This window comes from Methylobacterium sp. WL1 (genome assembly GCF_008000895.1).
Classification (GTDB): domain Bacteria; phylum Pseudomonadota; class Alphaproteobacteria; order Rhizobiales; family Beijerinckiaceae; genus Methylobacterium.
This window is the reverse complement of sequence record NZ_CP042823.1, coordinates 552688-572110: the sequence shown is the minus strand read 5'-3', so window position 1 is coordinate 572110 and position 19423 is coordinate 552688. Positions and strand designations below refer to the sequence as shown.

The 19423-nt window shown below is 69.1% G+C and carries 21 protein-coding genes; 11 read left to right on the top strand and 10 right to left on the bottom strand.

The window, feature by feature from the left end; translation table 11 throughout:
• Positions 1–205: 205 nt before the first annotated feature.
• Both FVA80_RS31820 and FVA80_RS30925 read left to right on the top strand, forming a co-directional pair.
• The gene (locus FVA80_RS31820) at positions 206–331 is read left to right on the top strand and encodes a hypothetical protein (protein ID WP_281408702.1); all 126 of its coding nucleotides are present in this window, start codon (positions 206–208) and stop codon (positions 329–331) included.
• Between the two features lie 387 nt (positions 332–718).
• Complete coding sequence (locus FVA80_RS30925; RefSeq protein WP_246692243.1) at positions 719–1186, top strand: hypothetical protein; 468 nt, start codon at positions 719–721, stop codon at positions 1184–1186.
• A gap of 339 nt (positions 1187–1525) precedes the next feature.
• Here the strand turns inward: FVA80_RS30925 and FVA80_RS03110 are convergent, their stop codons facing one another.
• The 5 genes from FVA80_RS03110 to FVA80_RS03090 form a co-directional block, all read right to left on the bottom strand.
• Positions 1526–3016, bottom strand: coding sequence for a carboxypeptidase M32 (locus FVA80_RS03110; RefSeq protein WP_147905762.1), 1491 nt, complete (start codon positions 3014–3016; stop codon positions 1526–1528).
• A gap of 105 nt (positions 3017–3121) precedes the next feature.
• Positions 3122–4924, bottom strand: a complete 1803-nt coding sequence (locus FVA80_RS03105; protein WP_147905761.1) for an ATP-binding cassette domain-containing protein — start codon at positions 4922–4924, stop codon at positions 3122–3124.
• Positions 4925–4995: 71 nt separating this feature from the next.
• Positions 4996–5232 carry a hypothetical protein gene (locus tag FVA80_RS03100; RefSeq protein WP_147854970.1) on the bottom strand — a complete coding sequence of 79 codons (237 nt, stop codon included), beginning with the start codon at positions 5230–5232 and terminating at the stop codon, positions 4996–4998.
• A gap of 80 nt (positions 5233–5312) precedes the next feature.
• Complete coding sequence (locus FVA80_RS03095; RefSeq protein WP_147905760.1) at positions 5313–5627, bottom strand: polyhydroxyalkanoic acid system family protein; 315 nt, start codon at positions 5625–5627, stop codon at positions 5313–5315.
• Between the two features lie 119 nt (positions 5628–5746).
• Entirely contained in the window at positions 5747–6058 is a 312-nt protein-coding gene (locus FVA80_RS03090; protein WP_246692488.1) for a septal ring lytic transglycosylase RlpA family protein, read from the bottom strand.
• 613 nt (positions 6059–6671) lie between these two features.
• Between FVA80_RS03090 and FVA80_RS03085 the strand changes: the two genes are divergently transcribed.
• Positions 6672–7862, top strand: a complete 1191-nt coding sequence (locus tag FVA80_RS03085) for a site-specific DNA-methyltransferase (protein WP_281407035.1) — start codon at positions 6672–6674, stop codon at positions 7860–7862.
• Positions 7863–7928: 66 nt separating this feature from the next.
• Here FVA80_RS03085 and mutY read toward each other — a convergent pair whose 3' ends face one another.
• Positions 7929–9269, bottom strand: a complete 1341-nt coding sequence (mutY, locus tag FVA80_RS03080) for an A/G-specific adenine glycosylase (RefSeq protein WP_147905757.1) — start codon at positions 9267–9269, stop codon at positions 7929–7931.
• A gap of 126 nt (positions 9270–9395) precedes the next feature.
• On the opposite strand from mutY, the gene FVA80_RS03075 reads away from it, so the two are divergent.
• The 7 genes from FVA80_RS03075 (at position 9396) to FVA80_RS03045 (ending at position 13595) form a co-directional block, all read left to right on the top strand.
• Positions 9396–9878, top strand: coding sequence for a DciA family protein (locus FVA80_RS03075; protein WP_147905819.1), 483 nt, complete (start codon positions 9396–9398; stop codon positions 9876–9878).
• A gap of 115 nt (positions 9879–9993) precedes the next feature.
• Positions 9994–10638: a DsbA family protein gene (locus tag FVA80_RS03070; protein WP_147905756.1), complete on the top strand. Its 645-nt coding sequence runs from the start codon at positions 9994–9996 to the stop codon at positions 10636–10638.
• Between the two features lie 188 nt (positions 10639–10826).
• Entirely contained in the window at positions 10827–11201 is a 375-nt protein-coding gene (locus tag FVA80_RS03065; RefSeq protein WP_147905755.1) for an AtpZ/AtpI family protein, read from the top strand.
• A 73-nt stretch (positions 11202–11274) separates the two neighbouring features.
• On the top strand, positions 11275–12030 hold the full coding sequence (locus tag FVA80_RS03060; protein ID WP_147905754.1) for a F0F1 ATP synthase subunit A: 756 nt from the start codon (positions 11275–11277) through the stop codon (positions 12028–12030).
• 107 nt (positions 12031–12137) lie between these two features.
• The gene (locus tag FVA80_RS03055) at positions 12138–12365 is read left to right on the top strand and encodes a F0F1 ATP synthase subunit C (protein ID WP_007566773.1); all 228 of its coding nucleotides are present in this window, start codon (positions 12138–12140) and stop codon (positions 12363–12365) included.
• A gap of 149 nt (positions 12366–12514) precedes the next feature.
• Positions 12515–13093 (top strand): F0F1 ATP synthase subunit B', encoded by a 579-nt coding sequence (locus tag FVA80_RS03050; protein ID WP_147905753.1) that lies wholly within the window; start codon positions 12515–12517, stop codon positions 13091–13093.
• A 16-nt stretch (positions 13094–13109) separates the two neighbouring features.
• Positions 13110–13595: an ATP F0F1 synthase subunit B gene (locus FVA80_RS03045; RefSeq protein ID WP_187193699.1), complete on the top strand. Its 486-nt coding sequence runs from the start codon at positions 13110–13112 to the stop codon at positions 13593–13595.
• A gap of 114 nt (positions 13596–13709) precedes the next feature.
• On the opposite strand, the gene FVA80_RS03040 is transcribed toward FVA80_RS03045, so the two are convergent.
• Positions 13710–14039: a hypothetical protein gene (locus FVA80_RS03040; RefSeq protein WP_147957777.1), complete on the bottom strand. Its 330-nt coding sequence runs from the start codon at positions 14037–14039 to the stop codon at positions 13710–13712.
• A 17-nt stretch (positions 14040–14056) separates the two neighbouring features.
• Positions 14057–15979, bottom strand: a complete 1923-nt coding sequence (locus FVA80_RS03035; RefSeq protein ID WP_147905750.1) for a Hint domain-containing protein — start codon at positions 15977–15979, stop codon at positions 14057–14059.
• Between the two features lie 365 nt (positions 15980–16344).
• On the opposite strand from FVA80_RS03035, the gene FVA80_RS03030 reads away from it, so the two are divergent.
• Positions 16345–17625: an NAD(P)/FAD-dependent oxidoreductase gene (locus tag FVA80_RS03030; protein WP_147905749.1), complete on the top strand. Its 1281-nt coding sequence runs from the start codon at positions 16345–16347 to the stop codon at positions 17623–17625.
• A gap of 53 nt (positions 17626–17678) precedes the next feature.
• Here the strand turns inward: FVA80_RS03030 and FVA80_RS03025 are convergent, their stop codons facing one another.
• The gene (locus tag FVA80_RS03025; RefSeq protein ID WP_147905748.1) at positions 17679–18548 is read right to left on the bottom strand and encodes a formate/nitrite transporter family protein; all 870 of its coding nucleotides are present in this window, start codon (positions 18546–18548) and stop codon (positions 17679–17681) included.
• Positions 18549–18589: 41 nt separating this feature from the next.
• Entirely contained in the window at positions 18590–19330 is a 741-nt protein-coding gene (locus FVA80_RS03020) for a molybdopterin-binding protein (RefSeq protein ID WP_147905747.1), read from the bottom strand.
• Positions 19331–19423 lie beyond the last annotated feature (93 nt).

Genomic DNA, 19423 nt, shown 5'->3' with positions numbered 1-19423 from the left:
GGGCGCCCGTCCCGACGAGGCCGAGAGCGCCCTGGAGGCGTGGCGCGCCGTTCCGGATCGCCTCACGGCCCGCGCCGACCTGCAGCGCCGGGCGACGAAGCCTGCGGCGCGACCGGGAGGCGTTCCGGTCACGGCCGCGTCCCTGGTCGACGCCTTGGCCCCGACCTCGCCGGCACGTCGCCGACCGCAGCCGTTCGCACGCTGCATGACCGCCTGGTCGCCACCCAGGCTCCGGGCGGCCCGCCGTGCCGAGCTGGACCGGCGCCTGGCGGATCTGGAGGAGGCGGCACAGGCCGCAGCCGGGCTGCACGCCGCCGCCGGGCCGAGCTGACCCGGCAGATTGGTGCGCAGACCATGCCGGACTCGCCGCCGCGCCCATCGCGGGATCGAGATGGTGTTCGGGCGGCTGAACACCGGGAGTCGCTCCGGGCCGAGCGCCTGCGCCTGCGTGGCAGCCCTCGCGGGCGCCGCCGACGGTTTGCCGGAAGCCGAGATCCGCGCCGGCTCGACGTCTTTGCCCCGGAGGCGGTCGAGGCGAACTCGCCCGCCTCGCCATGGAGGCCGAGGAGCAGGCGGAGCGTGGCCAGGTCATCTACGCCGACCGCGACCGCGCCGAGCGGCGCCGGGCGGAGCTGGAAGGGCGGCAGCGGCGCTGAACTGGCCGCCGCCGAGCGCAAGGCCGCCGAGGCGGATCTGCAGGCGGCGTCCCGCCCTGGCGGTGCTGCGGCTCGCCGGCCTGATGCTCGGCCAAGCGGTGGCCCGGCACCGGGCCGGCCAGCAGGACCCCCTGGTGGCGCGGGCCGGAGCCCTGTTCCGCGCCCTCACCGGCGGCGGCTTCGCGGGGCTGGCCCAGACCTACGACGAGGCCGACACCCCGAAGCTCGCCGGACAGCGCGCGGGGGGCGGGCTGGTCGGGATCGAGGGCATGAGCGAGGGTACCCGCGACCAGCTCTACCTCGCCCTGCGCCTCGCCTACCTAGAGGATTACGCCGGGCGCGCCGAGCCGGCCCCCTTCATCGGCGACGATCTGTTCTCGACGTTCGACGAAGCGCGAACTGGATACGGCCTCGACGCGCTGGCCGAGATCGGTGCCAGCGTCCAGCCGATCCTGTTCACCCACCACCGCCACGTCGCCGAGATCGCCCGGGACCGGCTGGGGGACGCGGTGGACGTTTTGGAGCTGTAGGGGGCGGTTTTGACCGAAGAGCGCGGCCGTCCGGCAACTCCGTTGGCTACGACCGCCCCAACGGCGGGGAGTAACCCTCTCCGTCATGCCGGGGCGCCGTAGGCGATCCCGAAATCCAGAGCCGCCGACCGCGCAAGTCCTTCAAGGGTCGGCGGTTGTGGTTCCCGGGCTCCCCTGCGTGGCCCCGGGATGGCGAGGCGGGGGATCGTGCGGTTTTTGAACCCTCACTTGCTGCAGCAGGAGCGTTTCGTCCGTTGAATGCCCCGCTCCGTTGATGGCAGGCGCGCGGTCCTCGCGGAGAAGGTACTCGTTGGGTTCCCCCTTGCCGCAGTGGAGAGCTCAGCCCCCCAGATACCGCGCCTTCAGATGCGCCCGGAACGCCGCCGTCCCGAGCGGCGCCCCCGTCGCCCGCACCAGCAAATCATCCGTCCCGAGGAGGCTGCCCACTTCGTGCACGTTGGCCCGCAGCCAGGTCCGCAGCGGTGCGAAATCGCCCTCGGCCAGGCAGCCCGGCAGGGCGGGCTCCGCGGTGCGGGCCGCCCGGAACAGCTGGGCCGCCGCGAGCGCGCCGAGCGTGTAGGTCGGGAAGTAGCCGAACGCCCCGCTCGGCCAGTGGATGTCCTGCAGGCAGCCGAGGCGGTCGTCCGGGACCGTGAGGCCGAGGAGGTCGCGCAGGCCGTCGTTGAAGGCGCCGGGCAGGTCGGCCACCGCGAGGTCGCCCGCGATCATCGCGGTCTCCAGCCGGTAGCGCAGCAGGATATGGGCCGGGTAGGTCGCCTCGTCGGCATCGACCCGGATGAAGCCCGGCCGGACCCGGGTGTTCAGCGCGTGCAGGTTCTCCGGCGACCATTCCGGCCCGGAGCGGCCGAACGCCTCCCGCAGCAGCGGCGCCAGACAGGTGAAGAAGTCGCGGCTGCGGCAGGCCTGCATCTCGACGATGAGCGACTGGCTCTCGTGAAGGCTCATGCCCCGGGCCGCCCCCACCGGCTGGTGCCGCCACGCGGCGGGACGGCCCTGCTCGTAGAGGGCGTGGCCGGTCTCGTGCAGCACGCCCATCAGGGCGCGGCCGAAATCGGCCTCGTCGTAGCGCGTGGTGATGCGCACGTCGTCGGTGGCTCCCCCGCAGAACGGATGCAGGCTGATGTCGAGCCGGCCGCGGCTGAAATCGAAGCCGAGCGCGCTCATCAGCTTGAGGCCGAGGGCGCGCTGCGTGCCGACGTCGAACGGGCCTTCCAGTGGCAGCGGCGCCGGGCGGGAATCCTGAATCTCCCGGGCGCGGGCGATCAGGTCCGGCAGCCAGCTCGTGAGATCGGCAAACAGCGGGTCGATCACCGATCGGCGCATCCCGGGATCGTAGCTGTCGAGCAGCGCGTCGTAGGGATCGAGCCCGAGCGCCGCACCCTTGGCCTGCCCGATCTCGCGCTGGAGCCGCAGAACTTCTTCCAGATAGGGCGCCAGCCGGGCGAAGTCGGCGTCGCGCCGCGCCTCCCGCCAGACCATCTCCGACCGGGACACCGCCCGCGAGCTGGCCTCGACCAGATCCCTGGGCACGGCGGCTCCGTGGGCCTGGGTCCGCCGCATCTCCCGCAGGTTGGCGGCCGGCCACGGATCGAGGCCCCCCGCCGCCTCGGCCGCGTCGATCTCGCCACACGTTTCGGGCGCCGTGAGGATCTCGTGTGCCAGCCCGCGCAGGATCGCCAACTGGTCGCCCCGCGCCTCGGCCGCCCCGTCGGGCATCAGCGTTTGCGCATCCCAACCAAGGATCCCGGCCGCCCCTTCCAGGGCCGCCAGGCGGGAGAAGCGCTGTTCGAGGATCTGGTAGGCGGTCATGCGATCATCCGTCCCGGTCGGTTCCCGATCGTCGCGCCTGCATGCTTACATCGGGCGTCGATCTCTAGGATATAATTCCTTGATCCTGTCAAGCGTAAGCGTCACTCACCCCGCCTGCAGCATCTCCAGCTCCAGCCACCGGTCCTCCGCCTGCGACAGCTCAGTCTCGGCCTGGGCGAGCATGGCGGTGGCCTTGTCGAACCGGGCCGGGTCGCGGGCGTAGAGGTTGGCATCGTCCAGGACCGCCTTGAGCTGCCCGATCGCCGCTTCCAGCTTCGCGATGCGGGCCGGGAGCGTCTTCAGCTCGTGCTGATCCTTGAAGCCGAGCTTCGGCTTGCCGGAGGCCTGCGGGGCCGGAGCGGCGGACTGGCGCTCGCGCGGCCCCTTCTTGGCCGTGACCGTGCGCGCCTCGACCCCCTGCCCGCGCTGGACCAGCATGTCGCTGTAGCCGCCGGCATATTCCATCCAGCGGCCCGCCCCCTCCGAGACCAGCACGCTGCTGGCGACCCGGTCGAGGAAGTCGCGGTCGTGGCTGACCAGGATCAACGTGCCCTGGTAGTCGCCGAGCATCTCCTGGAGCAGGTCCAGGGTCTCGAGATCCAGGTCGTTGGTCGGCTCGTCCAGCACCAGCAGGTTGGCCGGTTGCGCCAGCGCGCGGGCGATCAACAGGCGGTTGCGCTCGCCGCCGGACAGCACCGAGACCGGGGTCCGGGCCTGCTCGGGGGTGAACAGGAAGTCCTTGAGGTAGCCGATGACGTGGCGGCTCTGGCCGTTCACCGTGACGCTGTCGCCCCGGCCGCCGGTGAGCACCTCGGTGACGGTCATCCCGGGCTCCAACGTGGCCCGCGCCTGATCGAGCACCACCGGCATCAGGTTGGTGCCGAGCACGATCTGCCCCGAATCGGGGGCGAGGCGGCCCATCAGCAGGTTGATCAGCGTCGACTTGCCGGCGCCGTTGGCCCCGACGATGCCGAGCCGGTCGCCGCGCATCACCCGCAGCGACAGCCCGTCCACGATGGTCCGCTCGCCGTAGGCCTTGGCGATATCCCGGGCCTCGACCACGAGGCTGCCGGACGATTCGGCCTCCGAGGCCTGCATGCTGACGCTGCCCACCGGGCGGCGGACCTCGCGGCGGTTCTGGCGCAGCTCGTGCAAGTTGCCGAGGCGGCGGACGTTTCGCTTGCGCCGCGCGGTGACGCCGTAGCGCAGCCAATGCTCCTCCGCGACGATCTTGCGGTCGAGCTTGTGCTGGTCGCGCTCCTCCTCTTCGAAGAAGGCGTCGCGCCAGGCCTCGAAATTCGAGAATCCCTGCTCGATCCGGCGCGTTTCCCCGCGGTCCAGCCAGATCGTGGCCCGGGACAGCGCGGAGAGAAACCGCCGGTCGTGGCTGATCAGGACCATGGCGGCGCGGGTGCCTCGCAGCTCCGCTTCGAGCCACTCGATCGCCGGAAGGTCGAGATGGTTGGTCGGCTCATCGAGGAGCAGCACGTCGGGCTCCGGCGCCAGCGCCTGGGCCAGCGCCGTGCGCCGGCCCTCTCCGCCCGAGAGCTTGGCCGGATCCTCCGCCCCGGTCATCCCGAGGCTTTCCAGCAAGTACTTGGCGCGATAGGTCGATTCGCCCGGCGGCAACCCGGCCTCGACGAAATCGAGGGTGGTCGAGAAGCCCGAGAAATCCGGCTCCTGGGCCAGGTAGCGGATCGTGGTCCCGGGCTGCAGGAACAACCGCCCCTTGTCCGGCTCGACCAAGCCGGCGGCGATCTTCATCAGCGTCGACTTGCCGGAGCCGTTCCGCCCGACCAGGCAGGTCCGCTCGCCGGGGGAGATGGTCAGGTCGGCGCGGTTGATCAGCGGGGTGCCGCCGAAAGTGAGCGCGATATCCTGGAGGGTCAGAAGCGGGGGAGCGGCCATGCCGGGCTTATGGCAGCGCCGGGCTTCCGGTTCAAACGGTGCCGCCCCGCGGGGCGGGGCGGCACACGCGCTCAGGCGATCGGGTTGGCCGGCCCGGTGGGCGGGCTGATCTCCGGCGGGCCGGGATCGTTCACCGGGATCTCCGGCGGCTGGATGCCGGGCGCCTCGGCCGGGGTGTTCCCGGGGATCTCGGGACCGGGCGGCTGCGTCGGGGCCTGCGGCGGCTCGTAGGGAGCGTCCGGCACCGGCGTGGGCTGCGGCGGAACCTCGGGCACTTGGCCGGGATCGGCGAGGGTGAAGTCTGGCACGGCTGTCCTCCAGATGGCCCGCGGTGCTGGGCTGCACCGTTCGGGCGGCAACGAGGGCCTGCCGCTCCGGTTCCGGCGTGCTACTTCTTGGTGAGGAGGAGATTGCCCTTCTTGCTCGCCACCTTCTGAATCTTCTCGGCGAACAACGCGAGCAGGAACGGCAGCTTCACCTCGAGGCGCACGCTCTCGGGGCCGACATCGATGGTGCCGCCGATCTTCTGGGTCATCGCCGAGACCCCGAAATCGAGGCGATCGCCCGTCCAGGCGAGCTGGTCGACGCTGACGCCGCTCTTGGCCAGGAAGGCCCGCGCCTGGTCGGTGCCGTGCTCGAGGCGCCGCTTGGCCTCGTCGCGGCCGAGGTCGTGCGGGATGTCGACGATCAGGGGTTTGGGCATGGGGCGGCTGGGTCCGGACTGCTTTCGCAGCACATGGGGCCTCCCGATGCCGCAGACAACGTCGGGAGGCCGCAGGGCTTCAGGACAGGCTCGCCCTGCAAGCCGTCAACGCCGGGTCTTCAGTTCAGGACCTGAAGCGAGACGTAGCTCGTGCCGCCCATACCGAGGGCACGCGCCGAGCCCCGCGAGAGATCGATGATCCGGCCATGCACGAACGGGCCGCGATCGTTGATGCGCACCACCACCGAGCGGCCGGTCCTGCGGTTCTCGACGCGGACCCGGGTTCCGAACGGCAGGCTGCGATGGGCAGCGGTCAGTCCGTTGGGGTTGAAACGCTCACCGTTCGCGGTGCGATGGCCGCTCCCGTACCAGGAGGCCCCGCCGCTCTGGGCGGCAGCCGGGAGGGTCGTTCCGACGATGGCAGACAGCATTCCAACGGTGGCCACGAACTTACCGAAACCAGATGTCATTCTTCCCGCATTCCCTTGTTGTTTCCGGGACGGCGCAAGTCGTTTCAGAAATCGGCCGGAATAAGGCGGCCTTTCCGGCCTGCTGCGGGTCACATTTTAGCCGGTTTTCAGCTGGTCATGCAGATTACATTACGTTTTGTATCTCAATATTTCTCGGAGGTCTTCGATTTGTAGACACGACAGTCGTTCGCGGTAATCGGTAAGTTCTGATCGCGGATGCCGCAACGATCCTACGATGAGCTCGAATTCCTAAGCCCTGCGTGGGGTGTGACCCTGTATCCCGCTCAGTTGGACGCGAGCGTCATTCGGACGTGACAATTGTCGTTCGGAACGCCGGAGTAAGAATGGGCCGTTCGGGACCCGCACTCCGTCAGCAAAGCCCAGCCCCAGCAATTGACGACGCGCCTGTAGGCACGCGTCGATGGCTGGCTTTCTCTGCTGAAAGACTGGCGGATCGGGCGCTAGGCAAAAAATGCAGCCCCAGAACGGGACGCGCGGCGGAAGAATCCGAAAACCCGGCCTTTACCGTGTCCGACGCATGGTCTGCCGGTCAGTCGCGTAACCGGTGTTTGCCATGGCTTCCCCGCGTACCGTGGCTGCCGATGCCGTCGCCCGGAAACAGGTCTCGCGTGCCGGGCGGCCCGCATCGGCGCCACGGATGGGTCTCGTACCCGCCCAGCGTCCCCTTCCCCTTGACCAAGTTCTGGTCGGGGATTGCATCTCGGCCATGAACGCGCTGCCGGCTTCGAGCGTCGACTGCGTGTTCGCCGACCCACCCTACAACCTGCAGCTCGGCGAGGCCGGCCTGCTGCGTCCGGACCAGAGCCGTGTCGACGCGGTCGACGACGACTGGGACAAGTTCGCGACCTTCGAAGCCTACGACAGCTTCACCCGCGAATGGCTCGCCGCCTGTCGCCGCGTGATGAAGCCGAACGCGACCCTCTGGGTGATCGGGTCGTACCACAACATCTTCCGGGTCGGGAGCGCGTTGCAGGATCTCGGTTACTGGATCCTCAACGACATCGTGTGGCGCAAGGCCAACCCGATGCCGAACTTCCGCGGCAAGCGCTTCACCAATGCCCACGAGACCCTGATCTGGGCCTCGCGCTCGGCGGATTCGAAAGGCTACACCTTCCACTACGACGCGCTGAAGGGAGGCAACGAAGACCTCCAGATGCGCTCGGACTGGTTCATCCCCCTCTGCACCGGCGAGGAGCGGCTGAAGGATGCGGAGGGCCACAAGGTCCATCCGACCCAGAAGCCCGAAGCGCTGCTCGCCCGCACCCTGATGGCGGCGACCAATCCCGGCGACGTGGTGCTCGACCCGTTCTTCGGCACCGGCACCACCGGTGCCGTCGCCAAGCGCCTCGGCCGCCGCTTCATCGGCATCGAGCGCGAGGCCACCTACGCGAAGGCCGCCATGGAGCGGATCGCCGCCGTCCAGCCGCTGTCGAAGGCCGCCCTGATGGTGGCGCCGACCAAGCGCGCCGAGCCGCGGGTGCCGTTCCTCTCGGTGATCGAGGCCGGGCATATCCGCGCGGGCGAGATCGTCACCGACGAGCGGCGCCGCTTCCGCGCCACGGTGCGTCCGGACGGCCAGCTCGACAACGGCCTGGTCATCGGCTCGATCCACAAGATTGGCGCCCTGGTCCAGGGTCTTCCGGCCTGCAACGGCTGGACCTTCTGGCACGTCGAGCGTTCGGGCAAGCCGTTGGTGATCGACAGCTACCGGGCCGGCCTGCGGCAGGCGATGGCGAACGGCTGAGCCCTCCCCGTATCGGTCCTGGGATCCCAAAGGGCCGAGCCCTCTGGGATCCCGCTTCCTTTGGAACTAGCGGCGCCGCGCGGCGCCCGGTCGGCGCGGCGTCGATCGCGCGCGCACCGGCGCAACAGGCGCCTCCGGCTCGCCATCCAAGAAGTCGTCCGTGTCCGGCGGTGGCTCCGGTGCCGGTTTCGGCCGGGGCTTGGGGACTGCGCGCACGCTCGGCCGTGGCTCCGGATCGGCCATCGAGATCGGCGCCTCCATGGCCGCGAGCAGCGGCATCGCCGGTGGCTCCTTCTTGGGGCGGCCGCGCGGCTTCTTCTCGGGCTCCGGCTTCGGGTCGAAGGCGTGGGCCAGCACCTTGCGCATCAGGCCTGGCAGCGGCTCGTCGTCCAGCGCGCTGCGCGGGGTGAAGCGCATGCCCGGCGGCGTCGGGGTCGAGAGCGCGACCCGGGCCGCGAACACGGTCAACTCCAGCGGGAAGTGCGTGAAGCCGTGCCGCACCAGGCCCGGCAGCCGCTTCCAGCGAGCGTCGATCGGCGCGTCCAGCAGGGCCGCGGCGACGTCGTAATCCGGTTCCCAGGCGCTGCCGGGCGGCTCGGCCATGGTGCCGAGCAAACCCTCCGGCGGACGCGTCCGCAGTAGTACCGCCTCGTCGCCGCTGCGAATTGCCACGAAGGCTGCGCCGCGGCGCAGCGCCCCTTTCGCAACCTTGATCTTGCGCGGGAACGTGTCCTGCGTGCCGCGTGCCCGGGCCTCGCAGGGCCGCATCCACGGGCAGAGCGCGCATGCGGGGCGCTTGGGCGTGCAGATCGTCGCGCCGAGATCCATGAGCGCCTGCGCGAAGTCGCCGGGCCGGTCGTGCGGCACCAGGGCCTGGGTCAGCCGACGGATCTCCGGGCGGCTGCCGGGCAGCGGCGCCTCCACGGCGAACACCCGGCTCAGCACCCGCTCGACATTGCCGTCGACCGCGGCCTCCGCCCGCTCGAACGCGATCGCGGCGATCGCTCCGGCTGTGTAGGCGCCGATGCCCGGGAGCTTGCGGAGGCCCTCGGCCGTGTCGGGGAAGCGGCCCGCCGCCGCGACGGTTTTGGCGCAGGCGTGGAGGTTGCGGGCCCGGGAATAGTAGCCGAGCCCGGCCCAGGCCGACATCACCGCCTCCTCGGGGGCTCCGGCCAGCGCATTCACGTCGGGGAAGCGCGTCAGGAAGCGCTCGAAATACGGGCGCACCGCCGTGATCGTGGTCTGCTGCAGCATCACCTCGGAGAGCCAGACCCGGTAGGGATCGGGCACCTCGCCGGCGAGCGCGCGCCACGGCAGGACCCGCCGGTGCCGGTCGTACCAGGCGAGCAGGTCGTCGGCGCGTGGTCCGGGAGCGGACCCGGAATCCGTGGCTGAACAGGTCGGCATGGGCCAGGCTGCATACCCGGAGGGACCGGGCGATCATAGGCCCGCCCGGCGCCGGGGCGGTGCTCCCTTCTTAAACGAAGCTGCGCTACCGTGATGCGATTCATCCGGGGCGAGGCCCAGAGCACCATGGCGCGCGTCAAACCGCTGGCCGAGCTGATCGAGAGCTGCATCGGGCCCGCCTTCGCGGCGCAGGGCTTCGCGTCCACCGATATCCTGGCGGCCTGGCCGGAAATCGTCGGCGAGCGGCTGGCCCGCTATTGCCGGCCCTCGAAGCTCGAATGGCCCAAGCGCCGCCGCAAGGAGGCCGACGCGCCGGAATCCGGCACGCTCGTGGTCCGGGTCGAGGGCGTCTTCGCGATCGAGCTCCAGCATCTCGCGCCTGTGGTGATCCAGCGCATCAACGCGCATTACGGCTGGGCCTGCGTCTCGCGCATCGTGCTGCAGCAGGACCGGGTCGGCCGCGGCGGCCGGCCGGCGCCGCGCACCGGTATCGACCCGTCCCGGGCCGTGGAGGTGAAGCGCGCGGTGGCCGGGATCGAGGATGACGGGTTACGCGCCGCCCTGGACCGCCTCGGGATCGCCGCGGTGGCCACGCGGCCGGAGCGCTGACCTGCCGGTTTCAGCGGCGATTGCGTCATCTTGCCAGGAAAGCCGCGCCCGAGTACCCGCATCGGGACGCCAAGATAAAAACGCCAAGACCGACCAGATCCGGCGGAGCCTGCCCATGACCACGCGACGCGACGCTCTCAAGTTCACCGGCCTCGCGCTCGGCGCCGGATTGGCCCTGCCTTACCTGGCCCGCTCGGCCTGGGCGCAGAACGCCGATCTGGCCGCCCTGATGCAGCCGGGCCCGCTCGGCGACGTCTGGCTCGGCCCGGCCGATGCCAAGTGCACGATCATCGAATACGCCTCGATGACCTGCTCGCACTGCGCCGCGTTCCATCGCACCACCTGGCCGGTGCTCAAGGAGCGCTACATCGATACCGGCAAGGTGCGCTTCACTCTGCGCGAATTCCCCCTCGACCCGCTGGCCACCGCAGCCTTCATGCTGGCGCGCTGCCAGGGCGAGGCCAAGTATTACCCGATCACCGACCTGCTGTTCGACCAGCAGCCGGCCTGGGCCTTCACCCAGAAGCCCGTCGACGCGCTCGAGCAGATGCTCCGTCAGGCCGGCTACACCAAGGAGACGTTCGAGGCCTGCCTGAAGGACCAGAAGGTCTACGGTGCGGTCAACGCCGTGAAGCAGCGCGGGCTGGACGTGATGAAGGTCGATTCCACTCCGACCTTCTTCATTAACGGCGTGCGCTACACCGGCGAGATGACGATCGACGGCATGGAGAAGGTCATCAAGCCGATCATCGGTGCCTGATCGTCGCGGCGGTCGATGCGCGAAGCACCACCGCCGAGCCAGAGCCAAAACCTGAAAACAACATAAAGATCAAGTACTTACTATGTATCGACGTCGCCTTGACACCCAAGATAGGCGAAACTATGGTGCGCCCGCTTGATGGGGGCGTCCAGCCGGTTTCAGATCCTCCCGCCCTGTGAGTTTCAGCCGTGAGCGGCGACGATTCCAGGGAAGGGAAAGAGACCGCGGGAACGCCGACGGACAGCGAACTCTCCGCGAGGCTCAGACGTCTCGAGACGCAGATCGAACGGAAGCGTCCGCAGGCCGCTCCCGATCCTTCCTTGCGGCCTCGGGGTACCGGGCCCTCCTCGCTCGGTCAGGCCATGACGATCTCCACGGAGTTCGTCGCAGGCGTGATCGCGGGGGGCATACTCGGCTGGATCGTCGATCATGTCTTCGGGACGAAACCCTGGGGCCTGATCGTCCTCCTCATGCTGGGGTTCGTGGCGGGGATCTACAACGTGATGCGGGTGTCTGGTTTTGCCGGCGCGCGTCCCGGACGAGGCGATCGGCAGGAGCCATAAGGCGCGCCGGTCGATAGGGGTTTGAGGCGATCGACGCTGTCGATGCGCCGGATCAAGAGGGGCGGAAGCGGGAATGGCGGTCACGATCGACCCGATCCATCAGTTCGAGCTGAAGCCGCTCGTATCGCTCGGCCATATCGGCCATCAGCAACTCGCGTTCACGCAATCCGCCCTGTACATGTTCGCCGCCGTCGGCGTGATCGCCCTGATCACGATCGTGGCGACGGCATCGCGCTCGGTGGTTCCGGGGCGGATGCAGTCGCTGGCCGAGATCTTCTACGAGTTCATCGCCGACACGCTCCACCAGGCGACCGGCGACGGCGGCAAGCGGTTCATGCCGCTTGTGTTCTCCCTGTTCATGTTCGTGCTGATCCTGAATCTGTTCGGGATGATCCCGTACGCGTTCGCGGTGACCAGCCACCTGGTCATCACCTTCGGCCTCGCCGCCCTGGTGATCTCCGTCGTGGTGATCTTCGGCGTCATGAAGCACGGCACCCACTTCTTCGGACTGTTCGTGCCGTCGGGCGTGCCGAAGCCGCTGCTGGCGATCCTGGTGCCGATCGAGATCATCTCGTTCATCTCGCGGCCGATCAGCCTGTCGGTGCGTCTGTTCGCGAACGTGCTCGCCGGCCACATCGCGATGAAGATCTTCGCGTTCTTCGTGGTCCAGCTTCTTCTCGCAGGGGCCTGGAGCGTGCTATCGCCCCTCCCGCTGTTCCTGACGATCGCGCTGACCGCTCTCGAGTTCCTCGTTGCGGCGCTTCAGGCCTACGTCTTCGCGACGCTGACGGCGATCTACCTCAACGACGCTCTCCACCCCGGCCACTAGGCGCACGCCCAGGCCGCTCAGCTTCACCCCGGCCTCCGGACTTGGCCGGCTCCACCCGCCGCGAACGTCACCGCACGTTTCGATCTGAAGAGACCTCAGGAGTTATCATGGATCCCGTCGCTGCGAAGTACATCGGCGCCGGCCTCGCCTGCCTTGGCATGGCGGGTGCAGGCATCGGCCTCGGCAACCTGTTCGGTCAGTTCCTCGCCGGCGCCCTTCGCAACCCCTCCGCGGCCGACGGCCAGCGCGCCACGCTGCTCCTGGGCTTCGCCCTGACCGAGGCGCTGGGCATCTTCTCGCTGCTCATCGCGCTGCTGCTGCTCTTCGCTGTCTGATCGACGCGCTCGGGGGCCGCGGACACCGCGGCCTCCACCGGGCTCTCACCGCCCGACCAACGGGTGGACGCTTCGCGAACGAGGCGTCCGCCTTCTTCCGTCACCGCGTCGGCGGTGACCTGTGCGAACGGTGTCAGTGTAGCGGTCTCATGGCGCAGCCGAATCCCCTCACCACGCCGCCCCCGGGCGCCGACACGCAGCTTGTGCCCGGCCATGTCGAGCACGCGGAAGCACATAGCGGTGCCTTCCCGCCCTTCGAGACCTCCGGGTTCCTGTCGCAGCTGATCTGGCTCGCGCTGGCCTTCGGTCTCCTCTATTACCTCATGGATAAGGTTGCGCTGCCGCGGATCCAGGCGATCCTGCACGCCCGCGCCGAGCGCCTGCGGACCGATCTCGACCAGGCCCAGGCCATGAAGTCCGAGGCCGATGCCGCCGGTCTGGCCTACGAGTCCGCGCTTCGCGATGCGCAGGGCAAAGCCCGCGACATCGCCCAGACCACCCGGAACGAGCTGGCCGCCGAGGCCGATGCCAAGCGCAAGGCGCTCGAAGCCGACCTGAACACGAAGCTCTCGTCCGCCGAGGCGACGATCCGCACGCGGACCGAGGCTGCGATGGGCAACGTCCGCAGCATCGCCGGCGAGACCGCGGTGGCGATCGTGGAGCGCCTGACGGGCCAGGCGCCCGATCCGGCGACCCTCGACCGCGCCCTCGACGCCACCGCACACTGAACGGGAACCCACGATGCTGCTCGAAGCCGAATTCTGGGTCGCCGTCGCGTTCGTGATCTTCATGGGGATCGCCTGGAAGGCCGGCGCCTTCTCGACCATGACGAAGGGCCTCGACGGTCGCGCCACCCGCGTCCGCCACGAGCTCGACGAGGCCAAGCGCCTGCGCGAGGAGGCCGCTACCGTGCTGGCCGACTACAAGCGCCGTCGCGCCGAGGCCGAGAAGGAGGCCGAGTCGATCATCGCCAGTGCCCGCGAGGAGGCCAAGCGCGCCGCCGAGGAAGGCCATCGCAAGCTGGACGACTTCCTGGCCCGACGCACCAAGGCCGCCGAGACCAAGATCGCGCAGGCTGAGGTGCAGGCCGAAGCCCAGGTCCGGGCGGCGGCAGCCGATGCGGCCGTGAAGGTCTCCGAGACCATCCTGCGCGAGCGGATGCAGGGCGATGCCGCGCAGGGCCTGATTCGCGCCAGCCTCGGCGAAGTTCGGACCCGCCTGCGGTCCTGATTCCGAAGGGTCCACGCCGACGAGAAGCCGCCTCCGGGCGGCTTTTTTCGTTTGATTGCCACGGATGCCGGTTCCCGGCCGCGACCCGGTCCCGACGGCGGTGTGGCAGGGACGTCACGGCGTGGGGACGATCCGAAGCGTTGCCGGGAGCACGTAGGGTGAGCCCGGCAGGTGCGCGCCGTCGCCCTCCCGCCGCACGCTGATCGCGTAATCCTGGCGCGGAGAGAGCAGCCCGACCGGGAGGTCCAGCGCGAAACCGCATCGGCCCGTGCCGATACCTTCGATGGCGAGATCCTCGCGGAACAGGTCGGCCCGGCAGCGTCCGAGGATGCGCCGGTCGACCGCCACCAGGATGGCGACCGGAACGTCCGGAGAATCCATCTCCCACGCCCAGCCGACGATGCGGCGATGGCTGAGCACGTCGATACTGCCGCGCATCGTCATGGTGTCGCTTTCCGAAATCAGGCGACCTGCGCCCGACTCCATTCACCCGTTGCATCGAGCCGCATGGCCCCGATCTTGGCTCCGTCGGCCGAACGACGCACCGATACGGTTTGGAAGACGCCGACCGCGAGCGGCACGTCGAGACCTAGGTCGAACCCGTGCCGCCCCTCCCCGATCGCGGCCGCACCGAGATCGGGCCGATCGATCTCCGCCAGCGTCATGGCGACCACGACGCCGTCCAAGAGGACATCCAGGCAGACCGGTCCACTCGGATGCGTGGCATCCTGTGCCCAACCGGCGACGCGCAGGTCGCCGTTCCGGATCTCGCACAAATCCAGGCTGCCTCGGAGATCACCGAAAACCGGCTCGTTCACCGACAGGCCGGCCCGTTGGATCAGGCGACGGGCCAGCGCCGTGAGGGTCGGACCATCCTCCACGCGCTCGGCATAGGGCGCGGCTGTCGGACGCGTTCCCGGCCAGCCCATGCCGCCGTCGAACCGCGCGCGCAGGTCGGCTGCGGGGAAGAAACTCTCGGCCGGTGCTCCCTCGGCCAGCAGCAGGTCATGCGCGTCGAGTTCGACATGCCAGTAGGTCAGGTCGGCCACCGCCTCACCGCGCGTGATGGACCGGCCGTTGACGAGATGGCCCGCGGCGACGAGCAGGCCGTCCAGATGGAGCGCATGGTCCGGCGAGACCCAGAGGTCCCGGAACGGTATGCCGTCCGCCAGGGAACCCGCCGTGATGCGGACGGGCCGGTCCGCTCGCGGAGCGGTCGAGTCGGGATAGCGGCGCGTGCCGATCCAGCGGATCGGCCGAAGCGGCCCGGAGGCGGTCACCACCCGCTGCCCGACCCGGAGATTCTCGACTGCGACCTCACCGTGTTCGGTCAGGATGCGGGTGCCGGTGCAGTAGCACGGCGCCGGAGTGGCGGATGGCGACGATCCGGGCGTGGCCTCCGTGCTGGACGGCGCCGCGGCCGCACCTGTCGCGGGCGATGATGTCGCCGCGCCGGATGTCGGCGACGATGCTGCGGGACCTGACACGGATGACGACGCGGCTGCCCCTCCCCGGATGGGTGACGACCCGACCGCTATCGGGGCGACCGAACGGGCGGCGGCGGCTCCGTAGAGGCCCGGATCGTACCCATCCGGAGACGAAACCCGGCCCTGAGGGACCGCGACCGCGTTCGTGCTGTTGGAGTAGACCCGGATGTAATCGATGTTCGATGTGATCGGGCTTCCCGTGGCGGTCCCTTCGCTCCGGACCGCCAAATCGGCGAGCAGATACATCGGGCTGTGTAGATCCGACGGCGTGATCTGCGATCCGGTCAGCTGGCCGTCGACGTAGAAGCTGATCTTGTCCGCCTGCCAATTCATCCCGTAGGTGTGATAGCCGGATGGATTGTTGAGGCCGGTGACGACTTGCCGATTGGTCTGCCAGGGTATGCCGTTCTGCGGATCGGTCGTGTGGATCGTGCTGTAGACGCTCCGGTCGTCGTTGCCATAATGCTCGACGACGTCCAGTTCCTGGTGACCATTGGTTGCGCTCGACGTCGGACTCTGCTGGTTCGGCAGCAGCCAGAACGCGTCCCAGGCATTCGAATCGTTGGAGAAATCAGCCCGGATCTCGAAGTAGCCGTAGGTCTGCGAGAAGTTGCCCTGCGTGGTGATCAGGCCCGATTCCCAGCTGCCTGGAACGCCCGACGCGGTTCGGTCGGGCACGGCCGTGATCGAGAGCGTGCCGTTCTGGACGCTGAACGGATCGTAGCCTGACGACGGATCCACGAAGGATGAACGCCCGAAGCCGACATCAGCTTTGCCGTCGGCCGTTCGCCATTCGGCGCGGATGTCCGCGTAGGTGGTCCCGGCCCCGTTCGAAGAGATGCTGCGGCTGTTGAACTCGTCGTCGAACGTCAGCCGATAGCCGGTCAGATCAACCATTCAGCCGCCCCTCTTAGTCAGATTGTCCGCTATTAAACGCTAATCTCGGCGTTAATCATCGGTCATTAACAATGATTAAATGGTAAACGAAGCGTTACACAATATCTTCGGCGCGTCGATAAGAGGCGTCGGACGCCGGGCCGCGACCCGACCGGGGATCTGCGTTGGCGCGGCTGTTCCGGGTGGTGCCGCAATGATCCGGATGCCAACCGACGACACCGGGTTCGTCGATCCAACGCCGACGGTCTCTTGTCGACCGTGAAGTCCGCGCTGAGATGACTGACGGCACGGTATGTCCGGACAGCAGGTTGCGAACATCGACGCCGGGACTGCGTTCACCGGGAACGGAAGTTCCGGGAGACGGCATGGCGGACAAGGCGCGGATCGTGATCGTCGGTGGTGGGGTTGCGGGAATCGAGGTGGCCACCAGCCTCGGCCGCGGTGGCAGAGCCGAAATCGTGCTCGCCGATCGCAGCCTGTCACATGTCTGGAAGCCGATGCTTCATACCTTCGCCGCCGGCACCGCCCGGCCCGATCGGCAGAAGGTTGATTTCTTCGCGCAGGCGCGCCGGAACGGCTTCCGGTTCCAGCCCGGGACCCTGATTGGGATCGACCGCGCGACCCGCCGGGTGCGCCTCGCGGTCGAGGCGGCGCAGGGGCGGCCGGACGTCGATCTCGACTACGATCTCCTGGTCCTCGCCATCGGCAGCAGGGCCAACGATTTCGGAACCCCCGGCGTCGCCGAGCACTGCCTGACCATCGATGACCTCACCGAGGCGGAATCGTTCCACCGGCACCTGCGGCGCCACCTGCTGGCCCGGCTCGACAGTCCCGACCGGCTCGAGATCGCCATCGTCGGCGGCGGCGCCACCGGTGTCGAACTGGCCGCGGAGCTGAAGCACGCCATTAACCTGGCGTCGGATTACGGCTCGCCGGATCTGCCGCGCCGGCTGCGCCTGACCCTCATCGAGAGCGGTCCGCGCCTCCTGCCGGCGTTCCCGGAGCGGGTCTCCCGGGCCGCCGCCCGGACCCTGTCGGATCTTGCCGTGGAGGTACGGACCGGCGCCATGGTGACGGGCGCGGACGCATCTGGCTTCACCCTACAGGATGGCAGCCGCATCTCGGCTGGGTTGAAGGTCTGGGCCGCCGGCGTGAAGGCCCCGGACGTGCTCGGTGCCGTCGAGGGGCTGGAGCGGTCGCGGACCGGCCAGCTCACGGTCGGCTCCGACCTGCGCACGACCCGGGACCCGGCGATCGTCGCGCTCGGGGATTGCGCCAGCCTCGTTGACCGCAAGACCGGTAAACCCGTGCCGGCCACGGCCCAGGCGGCGCGGCAGCAGGCGCAGCACCTCACGTCCCACCTCGGTCGGGCGCTGGCCCGGGGCGACACCGTCGCGACCGAGCTGCCGCCGTTCCAGTATGTCGAGAAGGGCGCCATCGTCTCGCTGGCCGATTTCAACGGATGGGGCACTCTGGGGCGCTACACGTTCGGTGGCGGCCGGCTGAACGGCCTCTCGGCGCGGCTCACGCACGACCTGCTGTACCGGCAGCACCAGATCGGCCTGTACGGCCCCCTCCGTGGGACGATGACCTGGATCCTCGATGACCTCGACCACCTGATCAGCCCGCCGGTGAGCCTCGATTAGCCCCTAGGCACGCGCGAACTGGAGACCGGTTCGGCGTCAGCAAGCGCGTCCGGTCAGTCGGGGCGGTCGCCCTCGACCTCTTTGGTCTCCTCGACCTGCGGGGCGACCTGGCCGTAGTTCAACACCGCCACCAGGGTGACGCCGCCGAAGACGTTGCCGAGCAGCGTCGGCAGGAAGAACCGGTACCCGTAATCCTCGAGCGAGGCCGCGCCGGTGATCAGCAGGTAGAAGGCTTCGACGGAGCCGGCGACGATGTGGGCGAGCCCGCAGAGCGAGACCAGCCAGGTCATCAGCAGGATCACGATCGGCGCCGCGCTGCCGGTGGCCGGCAGGAACCAGACCATCAGGGCGATCATCCAGCCGGCGAACACCGCCTTCACGAAGGTGGCCCAGAACCCGTGCGCGATGGCGTCGTGGCTGATCTCCGCGAAGGCCTTGAGCACCGGCGGCTCGAACGCGCCGGCGCCGGCGAGCACCGCGGCGATGGCAAGCGTCCCCAGGATGTTGCCGCATAGGACGATCAGCCAGAGCCGCACCACCCGGAAGGCGGTCTTCACCGTCCGGTCGTGCAGCAGCGGCAGGATCGGCGTGATGGTGTTCTCGGTGAACAGCTGCTGGCGCCCCAGCACCACGACCAGGAAGCCCACCGCGTAACCCATCGTAGTCACGATCTTGGCCCAGTCGGCCTCCGGCAGGTGGCTCTTGAGCACGCCCGGCACGATCAGCGACAGCGCGATGCTGAGGCCCGCGGCGAAGGCGGAGAGGAACAGGGCGATGCCGTGGCGGCGCAACTCCTCGTCGCCCTCCAGACGGATCACCTCGTGCAGCACGTAGGCGTCGGGGCGGCCGATCTCGGACACCTCCTTCAGCAACTCGTCGCGCCGCGCCTCCTTGTCGGCCCGGTCCCTCTGATCTTGGATCATCCGTTCAGCTCCCTGACGCCACGCGACCGAACGTGAGAGTGTCAGTTCGTGAGCCGCGCCACGAGCGCTTCGACCGCCGCCTTCGCCTCCGTCAGGGCCTGCGCATCCCGGCTGCGCACCACGATCCGGTTGCGGAATCCCTCCGGCGTCAGCGCCGGGTAGGAGCCGATCGACACGGCCGGCCGGGCCCGGGCGATCTCGCCGAGCTCGCTCGCGTACTGACCCTCGGGAAGCCCGACGGCCTCGATGGTCTCGGAGATCATCGCGGCACCGCCTTTCAGCGTCGGCGCGACGGCATCGAGCATGGCCTGCATGATGCTCGGCACCCCGGCCATGACCTGGACGTTGCCGATGCGGAAGCCCGGGGCCTTCGACACCGCGTTGGGGATCAGGTCGGCGCCGAACGGGATCCGCGCCATGCGCAGGCGGGCCTCGTTCAGGTCCTCGGGCTTGTGGCGTTCCAGCAGCATCGCCCGCGCCCGCTCGTCGATGTCGATGCCGACCCCGAAGGCCTGGGCGACGCAATCGGCGGTGATGTCGTCGTGGGTGGGCCCGATCCCCCCGGTGGTGAACAGGTAGGTGTAGCGCGCCCGCAGGACGTTCACCGCCTCCACGATCATCGCGGCCTCGTCGGGCACGATCCGCACCTCGCGCAGGTCGATCCCGGCGGCGGTGAGGAAATCGGCGATCGTGCCGATGTTCTTGTCCTTGGTACGCCCCGATAGGATCTCGTCGCCGATGACGAGGATCGCGGCCGTGATCGGATCGGAAGGCTGGTCCATGGAACTCTGTCGGCGAGGAGCAGGTCGAGGCCGGATCGCGGTCCGGCCGACGGTATCCCGCGCGCATCGGTCTCGCCGCCGCAGCGGTGACAC